Source organism: Nostoc sp. (assembly GCF_036917435.1).
Taxonomy (GTDB): Bacteria; Cyanobacteriota; Cyanobacteriia; order Cyanobacteriales; family Nostocaceae; genus Nostoc.
The window spans coordinates 28,113-44,567 of record NZ_JBALDM010000028.1 but is presented as its reverse complement, the minus strand read 5'-3'; the positions used below and the strand labels follow the sequence as shown (position 1 = coordinate 44,567).

12 protein-coding genes are annotated in these 16,455 nt (G+C 39.6%); all 12 read right to left on the bottom strand.

Translation table 11 applies throughout. The features are described 5' to 3' along the window. Positions 1-25: 25 nt before the first annotated feature. Positions 26-865 carry a hypothetical protein gene (locus V7K98_RS11605; RefSeq protein WP_335021831.1) on the bottom strand — a complete coding sequence of 280 codons (840 nt, stop codon included), beginning with the start codon at positions 863-865 and terminating at the stop codon, positions 26-28. Between the two features lie 202 nt (positions 866-1,067). Then, positions 1,068-2,909, bottom strand: coding sequence for a heterocyst formation ABC transporter subunit HepA (gene hepA / locus V7K98_RS11600; protein WP_335021829.1), 1,842 nt, complete (start codon positions 2,907-2,909; stop codon positions 1,068-1,070). A gap of 268 nt (positions 2,910-3,177) precedes the next feature. Then, positions 3,178-3,885: a heterocyst development glycosyltransferase HepC gene (gene hepC, locus V7K98_RS11595; RefSeq protein ID WP_335021827.1), complete on the bottom strand. Its 708-nt coding sequence runs from the start codon at positions 3,883-3,885 to the stop codon at positions 3,178-3,180. Between the two features lie 596 nt (positions 3,886-4,481). Then, on the bottom strand, positions 4,482-6,710 hold the full coding sequence (locus tag V7K98_RS11590) for a GumC family protein (RefSeq protein WP_335021825.1): 2,229 nt from the start codon (positions 6,708-6,710) through the stop codon (positions 4,482-4,484). Positions 6,711-6,836: 126 nt separating this feature from the next. Continuing rightward, a complete protein-coding gene (locus V7K98_RS11585; protein ID WP_335021822.1) occupies positions 6,837-7,937 on the bottom strand; it encodes a glycosyltransferase in 1,101 nt (366 codons plus the stop codon). A 126-nt stretch (positions 7,938-8,063) separates the two neighbouring features. Continuing rightward, positions 8,064-9,377: an NAD(P)H-dependent oxidoreductase gene (locus V7K98_RS11580; RefSeq protein ID WP_335021820.1), complete on the bottom strand. Its 1,314-nt coding sequence runs from the start codon at positions 9,375-9,377 to the stop codon at positions 8,064-8,066. Between the two features lie 109 nt (positions 9,378-9,486). After that, positions 9,487-10,731: a glycosyltransferase gene (locus V7K98_RS11575; RefSeq protein ID WP_335021818.1), complete on the bottom strand. Its 1,245-nt coding sequence runs from the start codon at positions 10,729-10,731 to the stop codon at positions 9,487-9,489. A gap of 253 nt (positions 10,732-10,984) precedes the next feature. Continuing rightward, the gene (gene rfbC, locus V7K98_RS11570) at positions 10,985-11,539 is read right to left on the bottom strand and encodes a dTDP-4-dehydrorhamnose 3,5-epimerase (RefSeq protein ID WP_265274194.1); all 555 of its coding nucleotides are present in this window, start codon (positions 11,537-11,539) and stop codon (positions 10,985-10,987) included. 171 nt (positions 11,540-11,710) lie between these two features. After that, the gene (locus tag V7K98_RS11565; protein WP_335021816.1) at positions 11,711-12,583 is read right to left on the bottom strand and encodes a phytanoyl-CoA dioxygenase; all 873 of its coding nucleotides are present in this window, start codon (positions 12,581-12,583) and stop codon (positions 11,711-11,713) included. 41 nt (positions 12,584-12,624) lie between these two features. Next, positions 12,625-13,632, bottom strand: coding sequence for a glycosyltransferase family 2 protein (locus tag V7K98_RS11560; RefSeq protein WP_335021814.1), 1,008 nt, complete (start codon positions 13,630-13,632; stop codon positions 12,625-12,627). Positions 13,633-13,821: 189 nt separating this feature from the next. Then, positions 13,822-15,090, bottom strand: coding sequence for a class I SAM-dependent methyltransferase (locus V7K98_RS11555; protein WP_335021812.1), 1,269 nt, complete (start codon positions 15,088-15,090; stop codon positions 13,822-13,824). A 110-nt stretch (positions 15,091-15,200) separates the two neighbouring features. Beyond that, entirely contained in the window at positions 15,201-16,229 is a 1,029-nt protein-coding gene (locus V7K98_RS11550) for an NAD-dependent epimerase/dehydratase family protein (RefSeq protein WP_335021810.1), read from the bottom strand. Positions 16,230-16,455: the final 226 nt, after the last annotated feature.

Sequence of the window (16,455 nt, the reverse complement as noted above, 5' to 3'; positions counted from 1 at the left end):
ATAAATAGAGGTTTACTTAATCAATTTATATGCCAACATTAAACCAAAGCTTGTGTCTAACATCACTCACATAATGCCTGAGAGCAATGTTTTTACTTGCAGATTGATCTGGATAGATGAACTGATCTTCTACATTGAGAACATATTTTTTTGTACATAGAGGCTGACCATGATTATGGTGCATTGTCAAATGCACAATTGTTTGTTCAGTAAAATAAGTAGGAGCTTCTTGAAGATTTGCTAAACGTTCGATAGCAAAATTCCAGTCAAATTCATGCCTAAATAATATAAATCCACCATTTACGGGATTTGATTTTTCAGACTCATCATAAATAATTCGCTCGTCAAGCGACATAGAACAATCAGGTAGATAAAGAGAGTATTTATCCTCCGACTTACTCAAATCAATTAAGTCAATCCCGCCGGGGAAAAATAAAATATCTGAATCAGTGTAAATGGTAGTACCATTAACAGGAATAGACATCAATGCCGACAATTTTCTGCCCATTGGATGCAGTTGGGCATAATCAAGAACACATTGAGGTAAATCAGTTCTCAGGAAGTTTTGTAAAAGTATTACCTGAACACAGGGATGGATACGGCGAAGTAAATTACAACTAGAATCTGTATAACTGCCATCAGAAACTACAGTAAATGTCTCTGGAATGCCGACATGACGAATAAATGACCGAATACTTGCCACCTGTTCTGGTAGATCGCGTTCGCATGATAAAGCATAGATACTTACCGCAACTTGCCGAGTTTGTTTGATGGGGATACTGGCAATCTGAGAAATAGCTGCTTTATATAGAGAGCGATTAAATTTACCCTGAACTTTAGCAGCATGATAGCCTATATTTACCATTTATTTTTCCTGATTATATAAATAATTTAGTAATACCAGTTCTGTATGAAGGTGCGCTGAACTATATGAGGAACGAACCGCAAAGGACGCAAAGGACACAAAGAAAGAAAGAAGAAGCAAAGGAAATTTGGCGCAGCTTCACAAAGAAATGGTATAAGGAAATTAATTCGTAATTTATACTTTGTCAATTACGAATTACGAATTACGAATTATAGTATTGCATTTGGTGATATTCCCAAAGCTTGCCTTGGCGTGCGAGTAATTCTTGATACTTGCCCTGTTCTACTATCCGTCCTGCTTCTAGAACTACGACTTTATCTGCTTTAGAAATAGTAGAAAGTCGGTGAGCGATCGCAATTACTGTTCTACCAACAGATAGCTTTTCTAATGAATCTTGAATCAAACGCTCGGAGACGGAATCTAAGGCGCTAGTTGCCTCATCCAAAATCAAAATTTCTGGGTTCCTCAGTAGCGCTCGTGCGATCGCAATTCGCTGTCTTTGTCCTCCAGATAATCTAACACCCCGATCTCCCAATTGGGTATTAAAACCTTCGGGCATTTCTAAAATAAATTCCAGCGCATTCGCTAATTTAGCAGCTTCTTGAATTTGCTCATTAGTGGCTTGTGGAGTCCCATAAGCAATATTTTGCCAAACATCAGTATTGAAGATAAAAGTATCCTGACTGACGACAGCTATTTGACGACGGAGAGAGTTAATCTCAAACAGTTTTATATCAACTTCATCGATATAAACATTTCCCTCTGTGGCATTATAAAATCTGGGAATTAAATCAGCAACGGTGGTTTTACCAGCACCAGATGCTCCAACTAGTGCAGTCATTTTCCCTTTTTCAATGGTTAGGGTAATGTTATGCAGCACTAGATTTTTGTCATCGTAGCCGAAATCTACGGATACTAAATTTATTGCCCTTTCTAAAGCCTTAAATTCAAGGTTTCCATTCTGAAAATAGTTTTTATCATCACTTTTCAACAGATTTTTAATATTGTCTGCCGAGCCATGTAGAGTACTGAGAAATGCTCGTGTGCCATTAATATCTTGAACAAAGGGAACGAAGCGAAATAGCACAAAGAAAAAGGTTAGCAAAGATGCAACTTGTAGGGTTCCATTACTAACCAGGCTAGTGAATGCTAAAATAATCATTCCCACCAACACTGTAGTAGCTACCCCTTCGGCAATTGGTTTGACAAGTGTCCAAGTAAATACAACTTTAGTTGTAGTACTTACAACTTTGTCGCTAGCTTTGTAGTAACGCTGGCGCTCAAATTCTTGAGTACCACAAGAATGAACAGTACGAATTCCATTAATAAATTCTATGGCTGTTGATGTAAAGTTAGCATTAGCAGATGTCATGCCAAAACTTGATTCTCTGACTCTGGTATTCAGATTAGATAACCCTACACCTAATAGTGTAAATAGTAATGCCGAAATTACAGTCAGTTGCCATGATATCAAAAACATTGATGTTAAGTAGACAAAGGTTGTTATTCCCCTGGTTACTAAAAATGCTGCACCACTGAAGCCCTGTCTAATTCTTTCAATTTCTGTGGTTATTGTGTTAATTAAGTCGCCAGAGCGAGTTTTGGCGAAGTAACTTAACGATAGTGATTGTAACTGTTCAAAAATTTGCTTTCGTAAGCGATCGCCAAAATGTAGTTGGGATAATTCAGTATAAACTTGTCCGAAGTAATTGAAGGCTACACGTAACCAAGTACTCAATAATATCAGTGAAGATATACGATATAGACGGTTAATTGCCGATGTTTTAGATCCCAATACTAAAGTATCAAACCACTCTATTCCTGTTTGGACGGGTTGAGCGTTTGGACTAGTTAAGCTTTGCAAGAAGGAGAGTAAAAAACCAATACTTACTCCTTCAAAGGTTGCTGCTAAAATTGAGAATGTCAGAGCTAAAATTACTATTTTGCGAAAGTGTTTAAATTCTCGCAGTAGCAAATAGTTGTCTTGCCAAAAGTTGGAAGCTTTGAGCAGACTACGAAATTTTTGAGGCAGTTGAGAATTCATGGATTTTATAATAATAGTTTGGCACGGTAGATAGACTGTTATAGATTGATATTGGTGGGCTAAGGGTTAATTCTTTTATTGAACGAACCGCAGAGGCGCAGAGAAGCCAGTGCGTTGGGCGGGTTCCCCGACTTGTAGCAACTGGCGTGGCACAGAGAGAATGAGGAGAGGGAAGAAATGCTTAACTGAACTCTGTTGTACTATAGATGCTATGTAAAAAATTTTTGCGTTAGCCTTGGTGCGGTAGATGAAATACCGCACAGATAAGTTACAGTGTTTGGCTATCTAGATGTAGTGCCTCTAGTTCCCAGGAAGCTTTGATGTCTGGTAGTTGATTTAGCTGTACTGCATCTTCTAAAGTCCAACAATGAGATCCTGTCAAACTCATGTCACCCCGCAGTACGTTAAATAACTGTGGGAGGTTGTCGAGATTGTATTTACCCATCCAACGCCCTAGTGGTGTGATGTTGTGTGTGCAAAATTTCATTGCTTGAAAGAGTTTACCTCGTTCTCCAACACGCCATTCACGGCAAAAAAGCGATCCTGGTGAGTAAGCCTGCATTAGTGCAATCAATACCAGCATTACTGGACTGAGTAATAGCAGCAGGACTAAAGCAGCAATCGAATCAGTTAGTCGCTGCAATTGTCTCCAGGGTTGGTTAGGAAGTTTATTGCCAGCAGAGATGCTTAGGAATATTGGTTTTTGAGCTTCTTTGCACGCATCTGCCCAAAATCTGAGGAAGGGTTCATCCAGCTTTGGATCTATGCTTACCAAACTTACTGGAGAATGTTGTAAGCACTCTACTAGCGATCGCTTACTATCTAATGAAGCTAGATGTGGTTGTTTCACTCGTCCAGGCTGCTTTACCAACAACTGACCCCGCCGCCACTGGAGTGTGCAGTACCCACGATTATCTTGGTGTTCCTGGGTTACATCATATAAATTCTCTAAAGTTGGAATTATTGAAGTTGTCATAATGTCTTTGGGTTTATACAGGAGTGAATTAATGAGGCGCTATCAAAGGCTATCAATGCCAAAGACCCAAATCCGAATCTTGTTGTAAGTCCAAAAAGTTGGAGATAGTTGAGGGCAAAAATATATTATTGCTATTTGCCACTCAGCCAAGCACATATCGTCCAGAATTCTGCTAGTGTAGGGGTTTACAAATCAACGTTACTATCAATATTCATGGGCAATCGGTATTTTCCGGTAACTACTGAAAGTAGAAATATGTAGAGGGAAATTACCCATAAATCTATATGTACATTGAATTGCACTGAGGTGTTTATTGTGTCGATAGATTTATCAAAAACCAGTCTAACCTTGTCTTCTAGCCTTTGTGAAGGTGCTTTAATCTCTAGAATATAAGACTATCTAGAGATAGCGATCGCTCCAATAAATTCTTTATTTATTCTTTAAAGAGCTAGTGATTTCTCTGAAAAGCCATGAAGATAGCATGAATATATTAAAATTTTCCTGATAGCAATAAAAATAAATTTTGGTTATAAATGCAAAATACAAGATCCCCGACTTCTTTAAGAAGTCGGGGATCTATCATCTCGCAGTACTAACTACTTTTCTACAGCTTGACGAAGAGCTAATTGCTGTTGTTTGATATAAGGCACGTAATTACTACTAGAGTTTGATACCCCGTTAGCTACAACCCCAATCAGATTTAACTTACTTAGCATTGCCGTAGCTTGATTCAACTGGCTTCGGGTCACAATACCAATGCTTGCCACCATAACCACGCTACGACAAGATGATGCGGTAAGCATAGCATCCACCAAGCCAAGAACTGGGGGAGCATCTATGAGTACCAAATCATAGTTTTCCTCAAAAGCTGCCATCAATTGCATCATTCGAGGGGAACTCAATAGATTAGCTGGATCGGCAGGTTTGGGGCCAGCAGTCAAAATATCGATGTAGGAGGAACCTGAATATTGAAGACTAATCTGGTTGGGTAGAGTTGCATCACTCGCTAATAGAGTTGAAAGCCCCTGTTCATTAGGAAGATTCAGTTGATGATGCAAACTGGGATCGCGTAAATTGGCATCAATTAGTAACACCCTTTTGTGTAAACGAGCAGCACTCATCGCTAAACCTAACGCTAAAGCTGACTTACCCTCATCTGGTAAAGCTGAGGTAATCATCAAAGATTTCAAGTTAGCAACAGTATTTAAAAGTTCAATGTTCTTGTAAATCAGATCCAGCGATTCCCAACGCGGTGGAGATTGTAATACCTGAATTGTCCAAGGAGCGAGAACTTCTGGTTTACCAAAGGGCAATTTGATCATTGATTCTCTGGGTTTGGCTGGCGGTAATTTGGGGGTTGTTCCCAATAATGGTAGAGCCATTTGTTTCTCTAACTCAGCAGTGGTATGAACTGCATCATCAGCCGAATCTCGAATAAAGGCAGCAATACCTCCTAACATAAATCCAACTACTCCACCTAACAGCAAATTCTGCTGAAGATTGGGGCCTAATTGTGCGCCTTTCTGAGGATCTTCTACCACTTCCCAATTAAAACCACCCTTGGAAAGTTCTTGCCGTAATTGCTGTTCTGCTCTTAAAAGTTGCTCTAATCTTTCACGGCTAAATTGCAACTGCGGTAGCATCCGATTGTAATAAGCTAACAGAGGTGGGAAACGTTTTATTTCCAAACGTAGCTCGTTTTCTTTCTGGGCCAAACTTTGATCGCGAGCAGTTAAAGCAACTATAGTTGTCTGCGTTTCTACTAACTGACCAGCAAGGCTAAGATCGATTTGGCCAAGCTGTCCTTTTTCAAGAAGCGAGTCTCCAGAAGTGAATGCACCAGCAGATTTTTCGCCTAAAGTTCTTCCTACTTCTTGTTGCAATAATTCTTTTTGGCCCTGAAGCTGTTCTTTGATCCTCTGCACACTCGGAGTCTGATCTGTAAAGCGTAGACGTTCTTGTGCTAGTGCCAGTTCGCTTTTTTGGATTTCGTTCAATAAGCCTTGATAGCGAGTAGACTGACTTAGGCGAGAAGCAACTAGAGCATTTTGAGGAGAACGGTTAAGTTGTTCTTCTAAAGATTTTTGGCGTGCTAAGGCTTCGCCATACTGAGCGCGAGTTGTCTGTCTTTCTTGAGCAATATTATTTAAACCTGTCTCAATCGCTTTGGCTTGTGACTCTGGATCAATTAAGTTCTGATTTCTGCGAAATCTTTGTAAATTTGTCTCAGATGCGTTTACTTCTTCACTGGCTTTACTTAACTGTTCCCTAATAATTTGCAGACCTTTTTGTAAACGCGAACTCTGTTGTTCTTTGTTATATTCCAGATAAACTTGTCGAATTGCACCCAAAACTTTTTGTGTCTTTTCTGGATCTCTAGCAGTGTATTCGACTTGAAAGATTTTTGTAGCGACATTATCTTCTTTGCTTCTCAATTGAGTTAAGACTAAAGAAGATTTAATTTCACCTGTACTGATGTCTGGATAATCAGACTGAAGTTTATCAACTGCTTTTCGGATGAGTCCTGAACTCTGCATCAAGTTAAGTTGCGTAGCAGTATCTACAACTACATTAGAGTCAGTAAACTGGCTGTCTACCCCTGCTCCTTCTTTCTTGCCTTGATAGTTAGATTCTACTAGCAGTTGCATTGAACTTTTATAAGTTGCTTTAGTATTTAAAGTTACTATGCCTGCAATAGCAATAGAACTAATTAATACTGCTAAAAACCAAGGAAATCTTCGCACGAATACGGCAAACAATTGTCCGTAGCTTGGTTCAGTTTCAGAGGCTAGAGTTATATGAGGATTTAGACTATTTTGAACCACTTTTATTATCCTTGTCTTCAAGACTTACGCTAAGAGATATCCCGAAGAATACCTATTTTTTAACAACCCGCCGAAGACGAGAGAGAAAATAAATAGGTAATCTTATAGTGGAAAGAGATTCAGAAATCAAATGAATATTTGATGCTCGCCACAAGCCTGGTTAATAATTTGCTCAACTTTCCCAAAGAAGGCATTTTCTGAAAAGTTTGCTACTGCATGATTACGGATGCGATCGTAATTCCAAGAGATGCCGTTGGCTTCTTGTAATGCAATTTGTAGAGATTCGGGTGTTTGTCTTTTGAAAAAGACTCCTGTTTCACCTGGTATTTGAGTATCTAATACTCCACCTGCTCCATAAGCGATGACTGGTGTGCCGCTAGCGTTAGCCTCTACTGGAACTAACCCATAATCTTCTAAGGCTGCGACAATAATAGACTTGGCTTTGGAAAACAAGTCTTTGCGGGTTCTATCACTTACGTGTCCCAAGAACACAATATTTTTTAATGCTTTAGATTTTAACCGTTCTAGTTCTGGCCCGTCACCTGATATTAATAATTGCCATCCTAGCCAGTTAAAAGCTTCGACTATTATATCAAGTCGTTTATAACTAATCATCCGGGCTGAGGCCAGATAATATTCATCTTTTATATCTGAAAAAAGAAATTTACTAGTATCAATTGGATAGTTAACCATCATTGCCTTTTTGCCGTAAATATTTTCGATCCGGCGGGCAACAACACTAGAATTAGCGATGTAAAGGTCAGGTTCCTGGGCATATTTCAGGTCTACCTTTCTCATTATTTCAAATACTTGTTCGATTAAAGGTGCAAAATATCTATAGTCTCCGTATTCTCTTAAATAAGTCGCTGTATCCCATAAGAAACGGGTGACGTTATGGCAAAAGCAAATATGGCGGGCATTAGGATTTTTTCGGACTGCTTTGGCGAAGCTAGTGCTACTGCTAATGATTAGATCGTAGTCTTGCAGATCCAAGGCGCGAAAGGCAGGAAAATATAAAGGAGCCATTGCCCTGAAATACTTTGTTGCACCAGGGATTTTTTGTAAGAAGGTTGTGTTGACTATGCGATCGCCAAGATCGATAGTTTTTTGGCGATCGTACAGAGATGTGAAAATGTCTGCTTCGGGATAACGCTTACAAAGCAGTTCAAATACACGCTCTGCCCCACCTCGCTGGGTTAAGTAATCATGGACTAGAGCAATTTTCATCAATTTAACCTAAATAGGGAATGGGGCATGGGGCATTGGGCATTGGGCATGGGTTATTAATTCTTCTCCCTTATCTCCCTTATCTCCCTCATCCCCCCATCCCCGCGCTTGTAATATCAAGCCCTACTACCCAACTGCTACCAAGATTTTTTCTGGGGCGAAATAAGTGTTTTGCTCAGTTCTTAGTTGGTCGCAAAGTCTGCCTTCAGGTAATTCTACATCCTCGTAAGTGAGGACTTGATCCTTAGAAATATCCCGTTTTAGGCGACATCCTTCGGCTAAACCAATTGGTAGAAGATTTTGCTGTTGGACGATGGGGGAATTTTCACATTGTCCGTAGGTCATGTAGTAACCGATGCCATCTAGGGTTTCTCCAGCTTTCAGGTCAATTTTGGCAGTGGTGACAACATCTACTAAGGGGCCTGCTAGTGGAGACATAACGGCATCACCGAACAGGACAGCACGCGCTACGGACAAGGGAACTTCAAAATGACAGAGGTGATAAGGAGTATAGAAGCTGTAAAGAGGGCCTTCGCCTAATTTGTATAAGTTGAGATAGTGGCGTTGCTTGGGATCGTCGTGAGTGGCAAATACATATACGCCTGGGCCTGGTTTTGCTCCAACTACATAATCGACAATGCCGCCCAGTTCTTTGAGTTGTTCAACATCATATAAATGGGTCATTTCCTCGACATAACCGTTGAAGTCATATCCCAGCATTCCCCGCTTGGCGACTTTCATCCCTGTGGCGTTGGCAACGATCGCTTGCTCGAAGGAAATTTTGGTTCCGTCAGCGAAGCTAGCCACCATGTGGGGCTTTTGACCCCAACGTTTAGCAAATCCTTCCTGGGTGGTGGGATTGCGATAGGGGTCTTGGAGTCCTTTAATGTTACCGCACAATAAGGGAGTTAGACCAATGCTTTTTACAAAGCGGTAGAGGTTCATTTGCACCCCTGGCTGATCGCCATCACAGGCGCTGAGAATGACACCTGCTTTGTCAGCATAGACTTTGAGGATGGGGCCAATAGTGCCGTCGAGTTCAGCATTCATCATGATCACATGTTTGCAATGTGCGATCGCTTCCATGACGATGTGAGCGCCAAATTCCACTGCACCTGTGACTTCGATTATGGCCTCGATGCCCTCAGCCCGACACAGTAATTTAGCGTCTTCTGTGACTGCATACTTACCGTTTGCGATCGCATCTTCTAAATCGCTGACAGTTCCAACAACTTGAATATCTTCAATTCCTGCTTCCGAATAAGCTTGTTTAGCTGCATCAATCTGGCGATTGGAGATAGCCACTAACTCCATTCCTGGCACAGAATTGACAATTTGGTTGGCAATTCCTCGACCCATAAAACCAGCACCGATCATTCCCACTTTAATAGGATTTCCTGCTGCTGCACGGGCTTGTAAGGCGCGATCGATAATAATCATGAACTAAACTCCTTTTTGGAACTGTTGGTTGTGATACAAATTCTCTATAAACTTGCACTTAATGATTTTTTACAGCTAAATATTAAGTACATTTTCATGGGAATTAAGATTAGTGATGAATACTAACTGGTTGTTTGCTAGATGCTGTAGAACCAGTATATTTTTTCTGGCTGTGATTTTCGATAATTTGCTCCACGACATTTCTGTAGACTTGAGCAAACTTTTCTTTAGTATGATTTGCTCTTGCATATTCCCAAGCCTGACGAGACATAAACTTTAAATCTTCTTCAGGCAAATTGGAAATACTTATAATTTTCGCCTTAATTTCTTCAAGGGAAAGATTATCAAAAATCACACCAAAGTCGTGAACATCCACACCAGATTCGTAGCTTAAAATGGGAATTAGCCCAGCTTGTAAGCAACTGATTACTGCTCCTGATTGTCCTTCCGAAACGGAAGGATAAACCAGCCCTAAACAGTTATTTGTAACCTCTATAAATTCAGGACTGGTAACATCAATCCACCCATAAGTGTGGATATTGGGTGTTTCGTAAAGTTCTTTATAGAAAGCTTGCTCAAATTCCTTGTCATTACTTACCGGGCCACAAATTGTTAAATGGTATTCCGGCATTTGGGCGAAGGCATCTAAAACTAAATCTAACCCTTTGAGGACTAAAGCACTACCACCAAACCACAGAAAACGTTTTCTTACCGCTTCAAAATCTTTCTTGTCAGGATAGGGATAAACGACAGGCGAAGAAATTGGGATACGATACATCGGTTTATTGGCATACTTGAATGTATCAGTTGTGAAATCGTTACCCAACACAATTGCACAATCTGCATATTCAATTCCCAAATTAGGAACCTCAAATCGCTGTGGTTTTAAAGTTACACCCTTGCGCTGTTGTACTTCTAGAAGCCTGTTGCATTCAGCTGCATTGCGAAATACCATATTGGCAATGTCAACATGGAAAATTTTGATGCAATCTTTATTGAGTTTTGGTGCAAGCGCTTCCATCCGATGACGGATATCAATGAAAAATGCGTAATCCTTTTGGGGAACGAATTTATCATTGTGGAACTGAATAACATCAACGTTGTAGCCCAACTCTAAAAAAGTTTGAGCTATTTGCCAAACTTCCCAGTACCAAGTATGGTCATTAGGCATTGCTTGATCAGGTTTTAAGAGAAATGGCTCAATCCGATAAGAAAGAAGTACATTCCCCTTAGAAGGCTGTTTTGGCTTTAAAGAAACAATCTGTAATGTTTTCGCGTAATTAATGCGAGCTTGGATTTTATTAGAGACAAAAGAGATAGTATTAGCGACACGAGATAGAATACTATTTAACATTTATTTCTACCTTATTTCATTAACTTAATATCTCAAAGCTTAGTTAGTAATTGATATTTATATATAGCGGTTCCCATTCAGATAAGGTACAACATTATATTGTGGGGTGTAGGGGCACGGCACTGCCGTGCCCTTATTGGTATATGGGGAAACGCTGTATACATCAATTCTAATTCCTTCCTTTGCGTCCTTTGCGGTAATGCCTCCGGCACGCTCCGCGAACGTTAAAAAAGATTATTTAATACCGCCATACTTATCTAGAAGTACCGCCAACAGTCATCATTCTCAACAAAGGCCAACTTAAATCTTTCTCAGAGATTTCAGTCACATCTAAAGGCCAATCAATGTTAAAAAACGGGTCATCATAGCGTAAACCTCTTTCATACCCTGGCGTATAAAATTCACCCACTTGATATACAACTTCAGTCTCATCTGTGAGTGCTTGATAGCCGTGAGCAAACATTTCTGGAACATACAAAGCCCGGCGGTTTTCTGGGGTTAACTCTACACCGATGTGTGATAAAAAGCTAGGAGATTCAGGACGCATATCAATAATTACGTCATAGATTGCGCCTTTAGTACAGCGAATTAACTTCGTTTCTGCTGCTGGCAGAACTTGATAGTGCATTCCCCGGATAGTGCCTTTTTTGTAGTTAAAAGATAGGTTACATTGAGCAACAGTTGGCTTTAATCCGTGTGCTTCAAATTCTTGAGCGCAGAAAGAACGAGCAAAAAAACCACGGTGGTCTGGTTTTTCTTCTAAGTCAATAATGAATGCGTCTTTTAGTGCGGTTGCGGTGAAAATCATGTGATTCCTTTGAGGTGAATGTTATGTAAAGAAAATAAACGAACCGCAGAGGCGCAGAGGGCACAGAGATATGAGAGTTTAAGAGATATTTTGTATCAGTCATAAACCTAGCAATGCTTCTTCTCTTCCTCTGTGTTCTCTGCGCCTCCGTGGTTAATTAAATTTACGTTTTTAAGTTGAAACTTTAACTGTATCTGATGCAGAATGTAACTCTACTCTGTGATAAGTATCATCCCAATATTGGGTGCAGAGGTCTGGCCGTTCGGGAGGATTGGCGGTGTAACACAAGAATAGTGTTGAGCGGTCTTCTGTGCGAACTGTGCCGTGATGCAGAGCATTTTTCGTATCTACAAGAATGACAGTACCTGCTGCGCCTGGGCAGGATTTCCAAGCTGATTTGGGGATGACTGATTTTACTTGTTCGTCATCGATACCCATATAGTTTGACTTCCAAAGTTTGTAGTAAAGTTGAAAATAATTCCAACTAAACAAAGGAGTTAAAGAGCGAGGGATGTATTGAAAAGGCCCAGTTTTTTCTTCTACATCATTCAAGTAAATAATGATTTTGATAATCCGACGATCTTCTGCATCGCTATGCCATAGTAGCGTCCCAAACTGATTTTTATTCTTGAAATCTTTGCGTAAATGTACACCATGAAAAGCGATAGGAAGACCGATATAATTTTCAATGATGTTGAGTAACCTTTTCTCTACTCCCCAGGCATAAAATTCTGGTAAACCTGTAACGGTGTAAATTTGTGGCAATCTTTCATTTAGATGCTCATTGGTGGGATTTTCCATCTGAGACAATTGTTGATAAGAAGCTTTGAGCAGTTCTAAGCTAGAGTCGAATCCTAAATCTGCTAGTGTTGTGACGCAAACACCATCTTTTTTGAGCGTATTAAGGATGCTGCGTAGGCGTAGCCCGTCGTAGACATCGCGCCCTTCTAATGCTGGCAAATTTCTGCTATGCTTCCAAAGAGCTACGTAATATGCAAAGTCAGACGAGAGTGTAGCTATTTTGTGTTTAATGGCGTTAAACATGATGTAAATCCTTATCTTGTTGATATATATTTGTTAGTGGTTTATGGCTTATAGCTACGTATTTCTTGAGTAGATGTTTCACTTGATTCTGCTAAACTGAATTCTTTAGAAATCATCACGTCAAAAGCACACAAGCTGACTAAAGCCAAAAATGGAACTACTGTTTTGATGGCGGACATAGGCCATCTTCTTAAAGCACCTAAGAAAACTTTCAAGTTGACTTCTTTGCCGTTCTGCAAAAGCATCCGCCTACAAAATTGCTTAGAATATCCACTCTGCTCTAATTTCAAAATCACTTCGGGAATATGTTTGTATTGCATTAACAGTGCAGACTTTGGTTCTTTCTGCCAATAACTCACACCAACAACACATTCTAAATAAGTCTCTTTAGTGACAATTACACTACCATTAGCAGCACAATATCCGGCTAAATATGCTAAAGATATCCAGTTATTCTCAGCATCTTGCCAATTTTGGAGAGCGCGTTTTACTAAGTCAGTGCGATAGACTGTAGCAGTCAGAAAAATGACTGCCCCGACACTCTTTGAAAAACAATGTTCAAATATGGCTTTACCATCACCCTTACCATCTTCACTATCAACATCAAACCAGCGATTACCAACAATTGTTGGTGGATGAACTGGTTCACCAGTGATTTGATTACGACCGGAAAAGTTGAGGAATAATAATGATAATTCTTCATGTTGCCTGAGTTTGCTAATTACATAAGCAATGGCTCTATCTTGAATTGGGTCATCATCGCCGATTGTCCAAACATATTTTGTTGTTGTAGACTTTAGGCAATACATAATATTTTTGACTACGCCTAAATTCTTCGAGTTTCTATTTGATTTAAACGTAATGTTACTAAGTATTTCTTGCCATTTTTGGATTACCTCTTGAGTATTATCTGTTGAACAATTATCAGATATTAAAATCTCACATTCATCTTCAAACCCTTTAATAGCTTTAGCTAACCAAGTAAGTTGTTTATCTAGAAGCTGGGCACGATTGAATGTAGGGATAGCAATAGTCAGCAGTTTATTCATATTAAGTTAAAATCTGTAGTTAAAACGCTACTAACAGCAGCTAAAAGCTGCTTTCTAAGTTATTTTTTTTGGTTTGACAACAAAAGCTTTATAGAAGTATGCCTTTTAATTACTTTTTACCTATTGTATATGTTAATAATTACAACAATAATTAGTAACAAAAGGCGCTTTTTGGGTTATATTTAGTAATTACGAAGCTATTAAAAGCCTATCCGGAATAGGAGAAGGATAAATTTTTACTTCAGGAATTGGCACAACAAATTGTCCACCCCACTCGCCAATAAATGCCATTTGTTCCATAATTTCTTCCTTGAGATTCCAAGGTAAAATTAGGACATAATCTGGTTTCGTTTCGCTGATTTTGTCTGGTTCAAAGATGGGGATATGAGTCCCAGGTAAATACAAGTCTTGTTTGTAAGGATTGCAATCGACCGTGTAATCGATAAAATCTCTCCCAATTCCACAGTAATTAAGCAATGTGTTACCTTTGGCTGGTGCGCCATAGCCAACAATTGATTTACCTTCTGCTTTTGCACTTAGAAGAAAACTTAAAAGTTTATGCTTTGTTTGTTTGACTTTTTCGCCAAATGTAATATAAGTTTCTATCTGATTGAGTCCAGCAGCAATTTCTTTTGCTTTCAGACGGCTAACTCGGTTACAGATACCAGGATTATCAGCATCGTCATGTTTAGCATAAATTCTTAGTGAACCGCCATGAGTTGATAATTCTTCTACATCAAAAAGTTGTAAATTGTGCGCGGCAAAAATCTTTTCGATAGTGAGAAATGAGAAGTAAGAAAAATGCTCATGATAAATAGTATCAAACTGATTTTGTTGAATCAGTTGCAAAATATGAGGAAACTCCATCGTCAAAATACCATTGGGTTTGAGGATAAGTTTCATCCCAGCAATGAAATCATTTAAATCTGGTACATGAGCTAGAACATTATTACCTATCAAAAGGTCAGCTAGTTTTCCTTGTATCACAAGTTCTTTGGCAGTTTCAACCCCAAAAAACTTGTTGATACTAGGAATGCCTCTATCTTGAGCTATCTTGGCTATATTTGCGGCTGGTTCTATTCCTAAAACTGGGATTTTTTTATCTACAAAATATTGCAGTAGGTAGCCATCATTACTGGCAATTTCAATTACTTGAGTATTACAATTAAAGCCAAACTTTTCTACCATCATATCGGTGTAAGCTTTGGCATGTTTCAACCAGCTTACTGAGTAAGAAGAAAAGTAAGCATAATCGCTAAAAATATGATCGGGAGTTTCAAATTGTTCTAATTGAACTAAAAGAGTGTCTTCAGAGACATAGGCATGGAGAGGATAAAACTTTTCGGCATGATTTAGCTGTTCTGCTGTCAGATAAGCATTAGCTAAAGGTGACATTCCTAAATCAATAAAGGTTTGGTGCAGAGGTTGACCACTGAAACGACATTTTGCGTTCGCCATAATTTTCAACTCACTGATTACAAATGTTTTAATGGGTGAAATAAGTCCGAATCAAATATTGTTGATTCGGAAGCTTAGATGATTTTTTTATTGCTACTAGGCAACTCTTTCTACTTTTTATTCCAGAAGAAATCTTTGTCAATTTGCTCGGTACGAATTAGATACTCTAGCTGTTTTAAGCGAGTGAATCCTCTAAATAAGAAAGTATCTTCAGCCATATCTATTTGACTGAATAATTCAAATAGCTGCTGGGCACCAAGTCGGGCATTCCAATCACACTTAAATCCGGGGAGGATTGTGTTGATTTTCTCGAAGGATACCCGATAACTGCGGTTATCTGAACCGTTATCACCAAAGGACAATTTACAATCGGGGAAAATATCAGCAATAATTTCCGCGATTTCTCTGACGCGATAGTTGTTTGCTGTATCTCCGACGTTGAAGATTTGGTTATGTACAATGTCCCGTGGTGCTTCTAAGGTGCAGACTATTGCTTTGCAAATATCCAGTGCGTGGACCAATGGCCGCCAGGGTGTACCATCACTGGTCATTTTGATTTGTTTGCTAGTCCATGCCAACCCTGCTAAGTTGTTTAAAACAATATCAAAGCGCATTCTGGGTGAAGCACCAAAGGCTGTGGCATTCCGCATAAAGGTGGGGGAGAAGTCATCGTCAGCGAGTGGTGTGACATCTCTTTCTACGAGAGTTTTGCACTCTGCGTAGGCTGTTTGAGGATTAATCGGGGATTCTTCTGTAACATCATCTGCGGTAGCAACGCCGTAGACGCTGCACGAAGACATATATACAAAGCGACGCACACCCATAGCTTTCGCTAGGCTAGCGAGGCGAACTGAACCGACATGATTAATTTCGTAAGTAATATTCGGTGCTAATTGTCCGGCTGGGTCGTTAGAGAGTTCCGCCATGTGAACTATTGCTTCGATACCTTCCAAATCATCGGGGGTGATGTTGCGGATATCTTTGTTAAGGGTTTTAGGTGTAACCCCATTAGCGTTGTATAGCCAACCAACTTTATAGAAACCAGTATCTAGACCGATAACTTCATGTCCGCGTTCAATTAACAGAGACGGTAATAATGAACCAAGGTAGCCTTCTGTTCCAGTTACTAATATTTTCATTGTGGTTAATGCCTTTGTATTGATGAGTTAAATTTTTCGTTTAGTAGGGCGCACAGCTACGGCGTGTTGCCCAAAATCTTTGGTAGGCACACAATTCCTGAATTATTTTCGGAGGTATTTCTTGGGTAGCAGCGCTTTATAGCGGTTCTTAGGGATTTCCAAGAAATAAATTATCCAAATAAACGAACCACAGAGATGCAGAGAACACAGAGTCAGAATGAATTAG